The organism is Nocardia colli (genome assembly GCF_008704205.1).
In the GTDB taxonomy this organism is placed as follows: Bacteria; Actinomycetota; Actinomycetes; order Mycobacteriales; family Mycobacteriaceae; genus Nocardia; species Nocardia colli.
The window spans coordinates 804,123-818,852 of the sequence record NZ_VXLC01000004.1 but is presented as its reverse complement, the minus strand read 5'-3'; the positions used below and the strand labels follow the sequence as shown (position 1 = coordinate 818,852).

Annotated in this window: 16 protein-coding genes; 7 read left to right on the top strand and 9 right to left on the bottom strand. The window is 66.9% G+C overall.

Going from position 1 to position 14,730, the window contains the following annotated elements; genetic code table 11:
• The first annotated feature begins 213 nt into the window (after nt 1–213).
• Nucleotides 214–657, top strand: coding sequence for a hypothetical protein (locus tag F3087_RS15830; RefSeq protein ID WP_150402643.1), 444 nt, complete (start codon nt 214–216; stop codon nt 655–657).
• Between the two features lie 46 nt (nt 658–703).
• Here F3087_RS15830 and F3087_RS15825 read toward each other — a convergent pair whose 3' ends face one another.
• Nucleotides 704–1,852, bottom strand: coding sequence for a hypothetical protein (locus F3087_RS15825; protein ID WP_150402642.1), 1,149 nt, complete (start codon nt 1,850–1,852; stop codon nt 704–706).
• Between the two features lie 96 nt (nt 1,853–1,948).
• Nucleotides 1,949–2,299, bottom strand: a complete 351-nt coding sequence (locus F3087_RS15820) for a hypothetical protein (protein ID WP_150402641.1) — start codon at nt 2,297–2,299, stop codon at nt 1,949–1,951.
• A gap of 152 nt (nt 2,300–2,451) precedes the next feature.
• On the opposite strand from F3087_RS15820, the gene F3087_RS15815 reads away from it, so the two are divergent.
• Nucleotides 2,452–2,862, top strand: a complete 411-nt coding sequence (locus F3087_RS15815) for a pyridoxamine 5'-phosphate oxidase family protein (RefSeq protein ID WP_150402640.1) — start codon at nt 2,452–2,454, stop codon at nt 2,860–2,862.
• Nucleotide 2,863: 1 nt separating this feature from the next.
• On the opposite strand, the gene F3087_RS15810 is transcribed toward F3087_RS15815, so the two are convergent.
• Complete coding sequence (locus tag F3087_RS15810) at nt 2,864–3,517, bottom strand: Rid family hydrolase (protein ID WP_150402639.1); 654 nt, start codon at nt 3,515–3,517, stop codon at nt 2,864–2,866.
• Nucleotides 3,518–3,537: 20 nt separating this feature from the next.
• On the bottom strand, nt 3,538–5,112 hold the full coding sequence (locus tag F3087_RS15805) for a flavin monoamine oxidase family protein (RefSeq protein WP_150402906.1): 1,575 nt from the start codon (nt 5,110–5,112) through the stop codon (nt 3,538–3,540).
• A gap of 243 nt (nt 5,113–5,355) precedes the next feature.
• On the opposite strand from F3087_RS15805, the gene F3087_RS15800 reads away from it, so the two are divergent.
• The 3 genes from F3087_RS15800 to F3087_RS15790 are packed head-to-tail and all read left to right on the top strand — an operon-like array spanning nt 5,356 to nt 8,056.
• Nucleotides 5,356–6,864 (top strand): APC family permease, encoded by a 1,509-nt coding sequence (locus F3087_RS15800; protein WP_150402638.1) that lies wholly within the window; start codon nt 5,356–5,358, stop codon nt 6,862–6,864.
• Nucleotides 6,861–7,601 (top strand): IclR family transcriptional regulator, encoded by a 741-nt coding sequence (locus tag F3087_RS15795; RefSeq protein WP_150402637.1) that lies wholly within the window; start codon nt 6,861–6,863, stop codon nt 7,599–7,601. Before F3087_RS15800 ends, F3087_RS15795 begins: the two co-directional genes overlap by 4 nt.
• Before the next feature lie 59 nt (nt 7,602–7,660).
• Nucleotides 7,661–8,056 (top strand): helix-turn-helix domain-containing protein, encoded by a 396-nt coding sequence (locus tag F3087_RS15790; RefSeq protein ID WP_150402636.1) that lies wholly within the window; start codon nt 7,661–7,663, stop codon nt 8,054–8,056.
• A gap of 3 nt (nt 8,057–8,059) precedes the next feature.
• Here the strand turns inward: F3087_RS15790 and F3087_RS15785 are convergent, their stop codons facing one another.
• Together F3087_RS15785 and F3087_RS15780 are read right to left on the bottom strand one after the other, a co-directional pair.
• Nucleotides 8,060–8,653 (bottom strand): ClpP family protease, encoded by a 594-nt coding sequence (locus tag F3087_RS15785; RefSeq protein WP_150402635.1) that lies wholly within the window; start codon nt 8,651–8,653, stop codon nt 8,060–8,062.
• 2 nt (nt 8,654–8,655) lie between these two features.
• Nucleotides 8,656–9,258 (bottom strand): ClpP family protease, encoded by a 603-nt coding sequence (locus F3087_RS15780; RefSeq protein ID WP_150402634.1) that lies wholly within the window; start codon nt 9,256–9,258, stop codon nt 8,656–8,658.
• Between the two features lie 150 nt (nt 9,259–9,408).
• Here F3087_RS15780 and F3087_RS15775 point away from each other — a divergent pair, with 150 nt between their 5' ends.
• Nucleotides 9,409–9,903, top strand: coding sequence for a GNAT family N-acetyltransferase (locus F3087_RS15775; RefSeq protein ID WP_150402633.1), 495 nt, complete (start codon nt 9,409–9,411; stop codon nt 9,901–9,903).
• On the opposite strand, the gene F3087_RS15770 is transcribed toward F3087_RS15775, so the two are convergent.
• Both F3087_RS15770 and F3087_RS15765 read right to left on the bottom strand, forming a co-directional pair.
• On the bottom strand, nt 9,900–11,117 hold the full coding sequence (locus tag F3087_RS15770; RefSeq protein WP_223885089.1) for an acyl-CoA dehydrogenase family protein: 1,218 nt from the start codon (nt 11,115–11,117) through the stop codon (nt 9,900–9,902). The two genes, F3087_RS15775 and F3087_RS15770, sit on opposite strands and share 4 nt — an antisense overlap.
• A 147-nt stretch (nt 11,118–11,264) precedes the next feature.
• Entirely contained in the window at nt 11,265–12,125 is an 861-nt protein-coding gene (locus F3087_RS15765; protein ID WP_150402632.1) for a helix-turn-helix transcriptional regulator, read from the bottom strand.
• Between the two features lie 101 nt (nt 12,126–12,226).
• Here F3087_RS15765 and F3087_RS15760 point away from each other — a divergent pair, with 101 nt between their 5' ends.
• Nucleotides 12,227–12,976 carry an SDR family oxidoreductase gene (locus F3087_RS15760; RefSeq protein WP_150402631.1) on the top strand — a complete coding sequence of 250 codons (750 nt, stop codon included), beginning with the start codon at nt 12,227–12,229 and terminating at the stop codon, nt 12,974–12,976.
• Between the two features lie 60 nt (nt 12,977–13,036).
• On the opposite strand, the gene F3087_RS15755 is transcribed toward F3087_RS15760, so the two are convergent.
• Nucleotides 13,037–14,602, bottom strand: coding sequence for a peptide ABC transporter substrate-binding protein (locus tag F3087_RS15755; RefSeq protein ID WP_150402904.1), 1,566 nt, complete (start codon nt 14,600–14,602; stop codon nt 13,037–13,039).
• Between the last annotated feature and the right edge of the window lie 128 nt (nt 14,603–14,730).

Here is a 14,730-nt window from a genome sequence, read left to right as displayed (position 1 = left end):
CGCCGCGCACAGCCTGCCCTCGCAGCCGCGATAACGCCCTGCGATCGGGCCCCGGACAATGCGATGGACGCTGTTCGAAATTTCGCATGAGCATTGCCCAGAGCCTGCTTCACACGTTTCAGCCGGCAGCTTCTGCCGAGAATCCATGACGCACAGGGAGCTCTTGGCTCGGCCACCGGCGTCGCCGAAACAGCAATGGGAGGTAGCGTTTCTATGCGCACATCAAAGGTCCTGGTCGGCAGCGCGATGGCGGTTGCCGCGGCGATGCAGATCGGTTTGGGTGGTATCGCGTCGGCGGGAGAAGGAGAGGCCCTGTCGGTCAGCGGCGTCGCTGTCGATTCGAATGGCACGACCATGACCGTCCTCGTCGGCTACACCTGCGCCGAAAACTCGAAGCACACGATGCTCAGCGTGGTAGTCGCAGAAGACGGGGAGAAGGGCGTCACCGGCACTGGCACGGCGAAGGTGGACAAGTCGACCTGCGACGGGTCAGCGCAGCAAGCAATGGTCAAGGTCGAGGCGGACACGGATGCCGACGATAAGCAGCTCAAATGGACAAAGCCCGGAAAAGGCACCGTGACTGTGTCATTCAGCGATGACATCCAGTTCAACACGAAAACAAGCGGCCTGCAGTGGGTTTCCGGAAAGGGCGCGTAGCACAAGCGTTGGTAACTCAACGGGCCGGAACTGAGCACTCAGCCGTTCACATGAACGACGACTCCTTGGTCAGCCCAAGGGCTTCGTCACCACCGGTGATGATCGGCTGGCAGTTGCCGACTCCGGTCGCACCCGTGGAATCGGTTACCCGGACCACGGTGTCGCGGATCTGATGTAAGCGGCGGGCGGATTCGTAGGTGGAGCAGTCCTCGATCCGCTCGCCGTCTACGTGCAGTCCGGGGCCGAGCCAGGAACCGTGATGCCGGCCTTCGAAGCCGAAGTAGAGACCGGCGCCGAGGTGAAACCCGGTGTCCGACACGGCTTCCAGCTTCAGCACCCGCTCGGTGCCGTCCTCGGACGTCGCGAGGATCTCACCGCCGCGCAGTCGCCGGTTGTCCGGGTCGAAGGACAGGTCGGGCACCAGGTCCTTCCACTTCTCGAACCGCCCGTCCGTGTGCTCGATCCCACCCATCACCGTTTTGCTGAAAAACCCGTCCATTCGCACGATTTGGCAATGCAGGTGCAGTCCGTACCGGGACCCGTCCGACCGAGTCATCAGGATCGGCGCCCAGATCATCCGGAACGATACCTCCGGCGGCAGCTCCATCGACTCCACATCACCGAGTGGCACCCCGACGTCGTAGCGCACGCCCCACGAGTGATCCCTGGTCGACACCCAGTCCTCGAACGTGGTCCGCACCCCGTCGATGCTGACCCACCCTGCGGCAGTGCCGATTTGGTGATAGCGCACCAGATCCGACATCACCCGATAGCCACGCCGCATGTGCGTGCGGTCCTCGAGCTGCGCGGGCAATGCCGCCTCGAAGGTCCACTCGAAAGCTACCGGCTGACAATCGTTTTCCGCCAGGCTGAACCGAATCTTCTGTAGCGGTTCCACGATCTCGTACTGAATCGGCCCCACCGACAACGCTTCCGGCGTGGGCATCAGCGTCCGGCTCCCCCGCACCGTCACCTGCTCGACGCCCCGCGAAACCCCCGCGTACCCGTCGAGCACGTTGCGATTCTTGTACTGCCCCAACCCGAACCCCAGCTGCACCGACCCATCCGGCGCACACGCCATCGCGCACACCTTCTCGGTCCACGCCAAGTCACTCGTGCCGACCGTCGCAACGGTATCGACGATCTGATGGTTGAAGCCTTCGTCAGCGGCCCCGAGCGGCCCAATCGGATTCACATCGCCTGTCCTAACACCCCGCCCGAACCTCGGTCGACCAGTGATCCCACCCACCGGACGCCGCGATCTGACCCGCCGTGCGTCAAGTCGGCAAACTCAGCGGCGGCGGAGACGCGCGCGGGGGATCTGCCCGTCGGCGGATGTGGGGCGTTGGCGTTCGCTGGCGAGGGCGAGCATGGCCAGGCCAGTGTCACGAATCAGCATGTCGAGATCATCGACCAGGGCGGTGATGGTCTCGCGGACCTGGGGTTGCGTGGTGGGGTCCAGGTCGTCGAGCACGTGGTGCAGTTGCAGGCCCACGTCGAACAGGTGCCGGACCAGACGATCACTGGCATCCGCGAATTCCGTGCTGCTACCGGGCGATTCATCGGGCAGGTCGGCGGCTCGGTGCGGGAGGCGGACGCGGGTGGAGCTGCCGGTGTAGCCGAGCCGAGCAGAATATGGCATGTGGTCCTCCTCAATCGAAACATGGCTCGACGCCACCCCCGGCCACGCTTCGGGACTCCACGGCGTTGCCTAATTTTACGGATACCTGTGCAATTTTCGCCATCGGCGTCCATGCCCCGAAACCGATCCGCGACAGGTGGGACAATGGGGACATGCCCGCCCACCGCGCAAGCGAGACGCGTGAGCTGTCGGTAGAGGATTCCCTGGACCTGCTGCACACCGTCCGATTCGGCCGTATCGCGTTCTCGCGGCATGCTTTACCCACGATCCGCCCGGTCCGGCACACCGTCGTGGACGGCTGCATCGTGATCGCCGCCGACCCGGCGATGATCCGCACGCTGCACCGCCAGGTCGTCGCCTACGAGGTCGACACCATCGATCATCACACCAGCCTCGGCCGGTGCGTGATCATCACCGGCATCGCCGACACCGTCACCGACCAGCAGGAGCTCGCGCACTACCGGGTCCACCTGCGGTCCGAGGCCGGACCGGACAATCAGCTGATCGTGATCGACCCGGACATCATCACCGGCATCGAGTACATCGGCGGCAACGGCGCCTGAGTCAGGACGCCGTCCCCTTCGCCGGATACACGGCGTCTACCTCGACCTCCACCAGCCAGCCTGCGACCGGAAGACTGGCGACCTCCAGCGCGAAGCGGGTCGGTCGTGCGGCATTGCGGATCACCGGAGCCGCGGGCGCCGCCGTGCCGAGCGGCACGAGTTCGGTATCGCCGCTATCCAGGTTGGTGTTGGCGAAGTACTGGCGGTAGGCCCGATTCCAGCCGGCATAGTCCGCGCGGTCGGCGCCCGGCGCGTTGTCCAGGAACACCCGCATGGTCGTCACGTTGTCCAGGGCCAGGCCCTGCGCCTCCAGGTTCTCCTTGATCCGCGAAAGCACCGCCATGCCTTGCGCTTCCGTGAGGGTGACGCCCGCAGGCAACACTCCACCGGCGAACAGCGTTGGGTCGATATAGAACTCGGGGCTGCCCTCGCGTGCTGCCTTGTTGGTCACGGAGGGTCCGATACCACTGGTCTTGTAGAGCGCCGCTCCGTTGGCGATCACCACTCCCTGCGCGATCATCGGATTCGCCTGTCCTGCTTCGAGAACGGGCTTGGTGCTCAACGTCTCCGTCGTCGCCTTCTCGGTGTCGGCGGAGCAGGCGGTGAGTGCGAGCGCGGCGGCGATGAGCGCGGCAGCGGCATACGGTCGGGTCATTCGATACTCCTTGGGTGAGGTCAGCTGGCGGCGACGCGGGTGTGCAACGCGGTCACCACGTCGCGAGCGGAGGTGAAAGCGCCGTGCTGCCAGGCGATCGCGTTGGACAGGTGATCCCCGGCGAAGTAGATGCGCTGGACCGGCGCGAGCAGCTTGGTGTACTCGGGGGTCGCGACACCGCCGTGCGCGTCGCTGCCGGACCAGCCGACCCACGCGCCCTCGGAATACTTGGTCCGCCGCCAGCTGCCGGAGAACGACGAGCTGATGTCGCGCCCGTACTTCTCGCCGTGAATTGTCTTGCCCTCGGCGACCGCCTTGGCCAAACGCTGCTTGTGCGTGAGCGATTCGAACGCCTGATGCCGCTTGCCGGTGTTGTAGTAGCCGACCACCACGCCGCGATCGGAGTTGAAATGGTCGTAGGGGAACATGATCTGCGCGATGTCCTTGTCGGTGTTGCTGGCGCCGCCGTAGATCCGGTCCTCCAGCTCCCACCACCGGCGCGAGTACTCGATGCCGAGCTTGCCGGAGGACACCGGCACCGCCGCCTTGAGCGCCGAAAGCACCTCCGCGGGAAGGTTGTTGGCGAGCCGGCCGACCAGATTCGGCGGCAGCGCGCACACGCAGTAATCCGCGTCCACGGCCTGCTTCCGGCCGCCCTGGGTGAACTCGACCCGCACCCCGTCGGTCGTATTGTGCAGCGCGGTCGCCTCGGCCCCGAACTTGATCCGGTCCATCCCGATCTTGCGCTGGAAGGCGTAGTAGATGCGATCCATCCCGCCGATCGGGGTCATCATCATCATGGCCTGGTCGTAGTCGAACTCGAAGCTGAAGTTGCGGCCGAGACCGCCGCGGATCACGTCCGACATCGGGTACGGCTGCCGCGGCGCGCCGAAGTTCAATCCGGCGCCGGGCTCGGAATCGTACCCGCGGCGCGGAGATCCGAGGTAGCGTCCGTCGCTGGACAGATCGCCGAAGTCGCGCAGGAATGACGACAGCGCCTCCTTGTCCGCCGTCGACAGCACGTCGTCGAGCGCTCCCCGGGACGCCGCCTTCTGCAACAACTCCGCCAGGTACCCGTACACGTCGGCCTTCGCCGTCCGATACTGGACCGACTGACCGGACAACGCCGTATCACTCTTGTACTGCACCAATGTATTCGCGTTCTGATTGCCGAAAGGCTGGATGGGGACGTCCAATTCGCGGCAGTAATCCAGGGTGATGTGACCCTGCGGGATGCGGGTGGCGCCGAGGTTGAAGAAGTGCCCGTCGGAGAACGTGCAGTGCTGGGTTTCGCCGTTGAGGTCGGTCTCGCTGGTCCCGTTGCGGATCGACCACACCCGGCCGCCCGGCCGCTGCCTGGCCTCCAGCACCGTGACGTCGTAGCCGGCCTTACGCAGTTCATAGGCCGCGCACAGCCCCGCCGGTCCGCCGCCGAGGACGACCACCGAGCTCTTGCCGGACGCCCGCCCGATCAGATCCCCCATCGCGGGCGGATCGAACCGCCGCGGCGCTTCGGCCAGCGCCGGTGCCAAGCCGAGCGTCGAGAGCGCGCCGTAGGCCAGTCCCGCGCCACCGGTCACGCCGAGGCCCTGTATCAAAGATCGCCTGGTGACAGTCAATTCGAGCTCCATCCGCCGAGATGTCCGTGCTGGGAAAATCGTCGGACGGACACGAGTCGCGGCCGCTACGGCGAGGCAACGATTCACCGATCGCCGAGTGGGAGCGGCGTCGCCGATATTTCCCACTCGCCGACGGACAACCGAAGCGCTGTCGCAATATCCGCGAAACGCGCCGCCGATAGCCTCACCGCACAAGGTGTGCGTGTGGAGGTGTGGCTGATGACTGCTCTGGCCGACGCCGTCGCGCGGTCCTTTTCGGCGGGTGAGCCGGAGCGCCCGGCGGTCTCGCCGCTGCGCGCCCTGGGGCGCAGGCAGCTGTCCGGCGCCGAGCTGCTCGGTCAGTCGGTCGCGACGACGGCGCCAGCCGCGTCGATGGTGCTGCTGCCGGTCACCATGCTGAGCCACGAGACGTTGCTGCCGGGGCTGATCACGATCGTCGTCGCGACGGTGGTGACCACGCTGATCGCCGGCTGCGTCGCGCAATTCGCCCGGCGGCTGGCCGCGTCCGGAGGTCTGTACACGTTCGTGTTCCAGGGGTTGGGTACCCGGGCGGCACTGACCTGCGGCGTCGGCATGCTGGTGAAATACCTCGGGAGTGCGGCGCTGACCATGTATTTCGGCGGGCAGTCGGCGATCGCGGTCGCGGCACAGCTCGGCGTCCACCTGCACGGGTGGCGCGTTGCGGCCGTCTATCTGGCGATCGCGGCGGCCATCGGTGGCGCGCTCGTGCGCGGTGTGCGGTTCGCCGCGGTGGTGATCCTCGCGGTCGAGGCGTGCTCGCTGACCTTCATCGCCGGATTGATGCTGCTGTCCGGCACACCGGGCGAGGTACCGATCACCGCGCCGAGTACCGACGGACCCGGCGTGCTGCTCGTGGCCCTGTCGGCGCTGTTCGCGCTGGCCGGTTTCGAGAGCGCCACGTTCTTCGCGCCCGAGACCCGGCGGCCGCTGGTGACGGTGCCGCGGACCGTCCTGTTCACCCCGGTGCTGTGCGGCGCGCTGTTCATCTTCGCCGCCTGGGCGGCGTGGTCCGGGCGGGCCGGTGTTCTGGTCAACGCCTATCTGCACGGCACGGCGACCGGGGTGAGTCCGCTCGTGGTCATCGTGCTCGATATCGGGCTCACCTGCTCGTGGCTGGCGTCCTCGATGGCGTCGTCGAATGCCGCGTCCCGGCTGGTCTATTCGATGAGCCTGGAAGGCGTGCTGCCACGCGTGTTCACCCGGGTGAACCGGCGCCTGCGCACCCCGCAGGTCGCGCTCGCGGCGATCGTGCTCGCCGTGGCCGCGGGCGACATGGTGTTCGTCGCGCTCGATGGTGTGCCGAACGAAGCGAAAATGATCGTCCGCACCGCGATCGCCGCCGCCTATCTGCTGGTGGCGGTCGCATCGGTGCGGTTCTTGCGGCGAATCCATGAAATACGTCCGCTGGATACCTATTTCGCCCGGATCGGCGGCACCGCGATCGCCGCGATGTTCGGTGCCCTGCTCGTATTCGGCACTCCGGGCAGCATTCTCGCCTTTGCCGCGACCGCGGTCTCGGTGGCCGCGGCAAGCCTGTTGTGGCACCGGTACTTACGCGTCGCTCACCCTCGAACCCTCACCACCATAGGAGTTTTCGACAGTCCCGAATCGGCCGATGTCCTACCCGGCGCCGGGGTGTTCGCCGTCAACGCGCGCGGCACCATCGCCCTGGTCGGCGCGCGGCACACCGACGCCAGCGGGCCATGACCACCCAGCACCGCCAGGGCGCGCCGAGCGGCCACGAACCGCGCGCCGTGCAGAAGGCACTGGCCCTGCTCGAGGCGGTGGCCCGGCTCGGCTCCGGCGCCACCGCCAAAAGCATTGCCGCGCATACCGGTATCCCGCCCGCGACCGCCTACCGGCTGCTGAACCTGCTCGTCGCCGACGGCTACCTGGTGCGCATCGAGGACCTGTCCGGCTTCGCCCTCGGCCGCCGCACCCGCGAACTCGCCGGTGCCGCACCGCCGCCTGCGGACAACCGCCATGTGCTCGACGAACTGCGCGCACAAATCCGCTTCGGCATCCACCTGGCCGCGTTCACCGGCAATCGAGTTCGGTTGATAGACAAGGACCCCGACCACGAACTCGGCGGCGAACACCTCCTCGGCACGCACCTGCATGCCTCGGCGATCGGCAAACTCCTGCTCGCCGCGCACCCGGAACTCGCAGGCGGACCGCTGCGCAGAGTCACCGCGACAACCATCACCTCCGCCGCCCTGCTCACCGAGGAACTCCGCCGGGTCGCCACCACCAACGTGGCCACCGAGGTCGACGAATGCCGCGTCGGCCGCAGCGCCCTCGCCGTGCCGGTGCACGCCGACGACGGTGCGCTGGTCGGCGCGCTGGCCGCGATCGGCACCACCGGTCGCATCGCCGTCCACGACCCGGCCCTGCTCGACCTGCTGCGCGCCTGCGCCGCCCGGCTGACCCTGGTCGCGGCGTAGTTGTCTGCCGTGGGCGAACATGGACCGGATCGGTTCCGCGAGGTGTAAGACTCGTCGATATGGCAGCAGAAGAGGATGGCGTCGTAGTCGATCTCGATGCGCACCGTCGTAGCGAGCCGCGCCGGAACCGGGTCGAGACACCCGCACCGCGCGAGGTCGCGACGGTCTCACCGCTGCTGCGTTCCGTCTACGGCGAGGTGCTGCGCGACGAGCGCCGGGATCAGGACCGCACGCTGGCCGAGGTCGCGGACGCGGTCGGCATGTCCAAGCAGTACCTGTCCGAGATCGAACGCGGACGCAAGGAAGCGTCCTCGGAGATGCTGCACTCGATCTGCGACGCGCTGGGCATGCCGGTCGAGTCGCTGCTGTTCCGCGGCGCTCGGCGACTGGGCGCACTGCGGCAGCTGCGCCGCCGCCCGATCGCCGAGGCGCACGTCCAACTGCTGGCGGCCTAGCCGTCAGCGATCGCGGGTGAAGATCAGCTCGTCGGCCAGGCCGTACTCCACGGCCTCCTGTGCGGTGAACACCCGATCCCGTGCGGTGTCCTTGCGCAGCTGTTCGACGCTCTGACCGGTGTGCTTGCTGAGGATGGCCTCGGTCTGCGCGCGAATCCGCATCACCTCCGCCGCCTGCAAGGCCAGGTCCGAGATGGTGCCCTGCCCCTGCGCCGACGGCTGATGCAGCAGCACCCGGGAGTGGTTGAGCACATAGCGCCGCCCGGGCGTGCCCGCCGACAGCAGCACCGCGGCCGCCGAGACCGCCTGACCCATGGCGTAGGTCTCCACCGGCGTCCGCATGAACTGCATGGTGTCGTAGATGGCCAGCATCGCCGTGTTCGAGCCGCCCGGCGAGTTGATGTACAGGCTGATCTCGCGATCGGGCGACTCCGACTCGAGGTGCAGCAGTTGCGCCATCACGACATTCGCGACGCCGTCGTCGATCTCGGTGCCCAAGAAGATGATTCGGTCGTTGAGCAGCCGGCTGAACACGTCGAAGGAGCGCTCGCCGTTCGGGGTGCGTTCGATGACATGCGGAATCGTGTACTGGGACATGGTCACAACCCCGCTCGGTGTGCGTTGGTGAAGGGTGCGATCTGGGCGAAGCCGGCCGCGATCTCGTCGACGATGCCGTATTCGCGCGCCTGTTCCGGCGTGAACCAGCGGTCGCGGTCGCTGTCGGTGCGGATCTCCTCCAGCGAATGACCGGTCTCCGCGGCGAGAATCTGCTCCGACTGCAGCTTCATGTACTCCAGGTTCTCCGCCTGGATCGCGATGTCCATGGCGGTGCCGCCGATGCCGGCCGACGGCTGATGCATCATGATCCGGCTGTGCGCCAAGCTGATTCGCTTGCCCTTGGTGCCCGAGGCGAGCAGCACCTGCCCCATGCTCGCGGCGAAGCCGACGGCCACGGTGACCACGTCGTTGGGGATCAGCTTCATCGTGTCGTAGATGGCCAGCCCGGCGAGCACGGACCCGCCCGGCGAATTGATGTAGATGACGATGTCGCGCTTGTTGTCCTCGCTGGCCAGCAGCACCAGTTCGGTGCAGGCCCGCTCGGCCATCGCGTCGTCGACCTCGCCGGTCAGTTGGATGGTCCGGTGGCGGAACAATCGATCGGCTAGTTGACCTCGGTAGTCCAGGTGCGATGTTTCGATCATGGATCAGGTCTATCGCGCGCGGACCATCGAAAGTCGCTGTGTCTGCCGACAGCAGACGCAGGTGCCCGCATGCCTGATCCAGATGCCGCTGACCAGTGCGGATGCCGAGAAGGGGTGTGGATCTTCGGTGCCATCTCGTAGAGTGCGCGAATGGTCGACAGTGTTGCGGCGGTGGTGCTGCGGGCGGCGCGGCCGGAGGATGCGGCGACGGTCGCCGAGATCTGGTACTCGGGCTGGGGCGACGCGCACCTGGGGAACGTGCCCGACGCGTTGATCGTGGCCCGCACCCGCGAATCCTTCGATACCCGTGCGGTGCAATACCTCTCGAATACCACCGTCGCGACGGTCGGCGACGCGATCGCCGGGTTCGTGATGGTGATCGACGACGAGGTGAATCAGGTCTACGTCGCCGCCGACCACCGCGGCGCCGGCATTGCCCCGATCCTGCTGGCGGCGGCGGAATCCCGGGTGCGTGACAACGGCCATCAGCGAGCGTGGCTGGCCGTCGTGCCGGGCAACGCGCGTGCCCGCAAGTTCTACGCGAACAACGGCTGGTCCGACGAAGGCCTGTTCATGCTCGACGCACCCGGCCCGACGGGCACCATCGACGTACCGTGCCACCGCTACGTCAAACGGGTCGGCTAACGCACACCGAGCACGAGCGGGAATTCCGGCCGGCCGCCGAGCAGGAACGCGCCCGCCGTCTGGATCATTTGGTCGTGCGCCATGAGATGCGTTGTCATGGTGCTCATATCGCGCAACCAGACGTCGAGCGGGCTCGGCTTGTACACCGATTCGGTGCCGACCAGCTCGCACAGGCGGGCGATGATGCGGCGGCAGGCGCGGTAGGAATGGGTGCGGGTGAGCAAGGTCTGGATCCGGATGTCCGCCGGGATATCGGCAAACCGGTTCTCGTCCAACGCATCCCACAGCGTGCGCAGGCTGTCGACCACCGCGCCCCGCGCGACGATGTACTCCATCTCGCACTCGCCCAGAATGTATTGCGCCCGATAGTTGTCCGCCCACTTCTGCCCGGTGGTCGCCACGACCTTGCCCTGCGCGAGCTCGCGGACGTAGTCCAGGGCGGCCCGCGTCGCGCCGAGCGGGATGCCGGGCATCACCCGGGCGAGGGTCTCCGGTTCGGCGAGTTTACCTGTGCCGCTTCGGGGTTCGTAGAAGTCGAAGCAGTGATGTTCAGGGATGAAGAGGTCGTCGGTCGCGTAATCGTTGCTGCCGCTGCCGCGCAGGCCGGTGCTGTCCCAGGTGTCGAACACCTGGACCTGATCGCGGCGCATGAAGAACATCTTCGCGATCGGGGCTCCGTCGGCCATCGCCACGACGTCGCCGTCGAAGATCATCGCGCCGGCCACCACGAGGTCGGCGTGGTTGATCGCGCTACCCAGTTTCCAGCGGCCGGTCAGCCGGTAGCCGCCATCGGTCCGCACCGCCCGGCCTGCTGGCGCGATCAGCCCGGAGGTGATCAGGTCGCGCGTCGGGATCAGCTCGGCGAGGGCCTGTTTGTCCAGGAACCCCGCGTAGATGCCGGTCGCCGCCCCGATCATCGCGCACCACCCGGTGGCGGTATCGCCGTACGCCAGGGCCTCGAAGACTTCCATCTGCTCCAGCGAGGTCAGCCCCGGCCCGCCGAGCTCGGCACTGAATCCCATCCCGTAGATACCCATGGCACGCAGCCGCTCGACGATGTCGCGCGGCAGTTGCCGCGCCGCATCGATCTCCTGCCGCCGCGTCGCCAGTTCCGGCGCGAACGCACGCGCCGCCGCCAGCAGTTCACCCGCCGTCGTCGATTCTCCGGTCACCATCGCCCCAATCAGCTCCAGCCACAATCGAATTCGCGTCACCGACCGCATACCGAGAGTAGCCCCGCCGCCGCTCCGCGAATCGAGTTACCGGCGAACGACACAGAGCTATCCGGGAAGCAACGCCCTCGATCGAGTATGGCCAGCCGCCACCCCCCTCGCCAGGAAACGGACCGTTGATCGAACCGGCTAGTCGCGCACCGCGGCACGTGATTCGTGCGGCACCGCATCCCCGGTGGCGGCCATGCTGCCGAGCAAGGCCAACGCACGCTCGGACTCGGAGCCAGGTTCCGCGTGGTAAGCGATGAGCAGCTGCCCGGGCGCCCCGTTCACCGAGAACGTCTCGTACGACAGTTTCAACTCACCGACCATCGGATTGACGAAGCGCTTGAGCCCCGCCGTCTTCCCCCTGATGTCGTGCCGCGCCCACAGCCGCCGGAAGTCGTCGCTCTTCAAGGACAGTTCGCCGACCAGCTCGGTCAGGTGCGGATCGTCGAGATCGCCCGCGCTCGCCCGCAGACTCGCCACCGTCTCCGCGGCATGAATCGCCCAGTCCGGGTAGATGTTTCGCGCCTCCGGATCGAGAAACATCATCCTGACCTGGTTGATCCCCGGCACCGAACAGGCATTGACCGCGACCGCCAGCGGGTTCGCGGCGAGCACGTCCAGGTGCCGGCCGAGAACCAGCGCGGGCGTGTCCTGCCACGCCTGCATCAAGGCCAGCAACCCTGGACTCACCCGTTCGGGACGCTGCGGCGCCCGTCGCCGCCGCACCACCGGACGGGCCAGCTCACGCAGGTGCGCGGCGCCCTCGTCGTCGAGCGCGAACACCCGCGCCAACGCAGCCACCACCTGCTCGGACGGATGCTTGTCCCGTCCTTGCTCCAGCCGCACGTAATAGTCGGCACTCATTCCAGCGAGCATGGCGACTTCCTCGCGGCGCAGCCCGGCCACCCGGCGCTGGCCGCCGCCGGACATCCCGAAATCCTCCGGGCGAACCAGCTCGCGCCTTGCCCGGAGAAAGACGCCCAATCGGTTGTCCGAATCCATTCTTCGAGCGTAGGCGAGGGTCCGGCCGGCTGGGTGGCCCTCCCGCTACCAGGAAGTCCGCCCCCTGGCACAACCCGCTGACCAGCGCGAATGTTGTCCTCATGACAAACAACCTCACCGGCCGCGTCGCGGTCGTCACCGGAGCTTCCAGTGGAATCGGCGCCGCCACCGCGCAGCGGCTCGCCGCCGACGGCGCGAAGGTCGCGCTGCTCGGGCGGCGCAAGGATCGGCTCGAAGAACTGGCCGATCGGATCGGTGGCGAGGTGCTCGCGGTGACCGCCGACGTGGCCGTGCAGCAGTCGGTGCGGGACGCCGCGGCGACCGTGCGGGCGGCGTTCGGTCCGGTCGATCTGGTCGTCGCCAACGCGGGCGTCATGCTCGGCGCCCCGTTCGAGTCGGCACAGACCGACGAGTGGGAGCAGATGGTCGGCACGAACATCAACGGATTGCTCTACACCGGAAGGGCTTTCATCGATGACCTGCTCGCCGCGGCGGGCAACGGCGAACGGGCCGATCTGCTGCATGTCGGCTCGGTCGGCGGGCACCTGCCGTTCCCCAACTACGGCGTCTATTGCGCGACCAAGGCCGCGGTCGCCCACCTGACCCGCAACCTGCGCACCGAGTTCGGTCCGCGCGGCGTCCGGGTGAAGACCATCGAACCCGGTTTCGTCAGCACCGAACTCGGCGCGGGCATGCTCGACGAGGACCAGAAGACCGTCCTCGCCGGGTGGCGCAGCGATATCGGAACCCTTGTCGCCGAGGACATCGCGGACGCGATCGCCTACGCGATCGCGGCCCCGAAGCGGGTGAACATCGCCGAAATGATCGTCGTACCAACGCCGCAGGGCTGACCTGAAACGAAAAGCCCGCCGGCGCAACATGCGTCGGCGGGCTCTCGCGTTCTGCCGGTATTACTTCTCGATGCCCTCGAAGTCGAACAGGCCGTTCCAGGCCAGCTCGGCCTTCTTGACCTTGTCCGAGCGGCCCGCGGCGGCCACGTAGTCGAACATCGGGATGTCGACCATGTCCCGGAGCAGCAGCGCCTGCGCCTGGCCGACGATCTTGTAGGACTCCTCCAGCGTCGGCGCCGCCAGCGCCGCGTTCAGCAGGGCGTCGAACTCCGGGTTGTCGTAGTTGACGTTGTTCCCGTCGGAGAAGCTGTAGTACTGCGAGGTGAGGAACTGCAGCATGGTCGGGTAGTCACCCTGCCAGCCGTAGCGGAACGCCTTGCCGATGGTCTTCGCGTTGATCGCGTCCCGGATGGTCTTGAACGTCGGGTACGGCGTGCCGATGGCCTCGATGCCGAGGGTGTTCTTGATGCTGTTCGCCGTGGCCTCGATCCAGCCCTGGTGGCCGCCGTCGGAGTTGTAGGCGATTTCGTAAGTACCCGACCACGGGGAGATGGCGTTGGCCTGGGCCCACACCTTCTTGGCTTCTTCCGGGTTGTAATCCAACGCCTCTACCCCGGGCAGGTGCTCGTTGAACCCGGGCAGGGTGCGGGCGGTGAAGTCCCGCGCAGGCAGCCGCAGACCGTGGAAGATGTTCTGGCTGATCTGTTCTCGGTTGATCGCCATCGACAGCGCCCGGCGACGCAGCAGGCCTTCCTGGCCGCCGAAGTGCGGTGCGTTGGTCTGGATGCCGATGGCCGCCTTGTACGCGATCGGCTTGGTGATCGCGCGATCGCCGAGATCCTTCTTGTAGCTCGCCATCGCGCTGTCCGGAATGACGTCGAGCGTGTCCAGGTTGCCCGCCAGCAGATCGGCGTAGGCCGTCTCGAAGGTCTGGTACATCACGAACCGCAGGCCCTTGTTCTTGGCCGGGCGGCCGCCCTTGTATTCGGGGTTCGGCACCAGGTCGATCTGCACGTTGTGCTGCCACGCACCGTTTTTCGCGAATTTGTACGGGCCGTTGCCGATCGGGTTCTCGCCGAACGCCTTCATATCCTTGAACGCGGCCTCGGGCAGCGGGTAGAACGGCGCGTAGCCGAGCTCGGTCTCGAAGTCGATCGACGGCTGCTTCAACGCCACGGTGAAGGTCTTGTCATCGACCACCTTCAACCCCGACATCGTCTGCACCTTCGCGTCTTTCGCCTGCACCTCGTCGAAGCCGACGATGGGTGCGAAGACGTAGCTCTGCAGCTGGGCGTTGGTACCGAGGGCGCCGTAGTTCCAGGCGTCGACGAAGGACTTCGCGGTCACCGCCGTGCCGTCGGAGAACTTCCAGTCCGGCTTGATGGTGATCTTGTAGTTCTTCCGGTCCGTCGTCTCGATCGACTGCGCCAGCTCGTCGTGCGCCACACCGCTGGCGTCGTAGTACTTCAGCCCCGAATACAGCCGGTCGACGACGCGTCCGCCCATGTTCTCGTTGGTGTTGGTGGGCACCAAGGGATTCTGTGGCTCGCCGGCGTTGGTCGTGACGATGTCGGCATCGCCACCGTCGTCCGACGAGCATGCGGTCAGCCCCAGGCTTGTGGCCATGAGCGCCGCCGCGAGCAGCGCACCAGCTCTTGTGAATCTCACGCGTTCTCCCGATTTCGAACAGATCATCGGGACACGCAGAGACACGAACCGTGCCCCACCCCGATCACCTTGGAATGTTCTCGGAC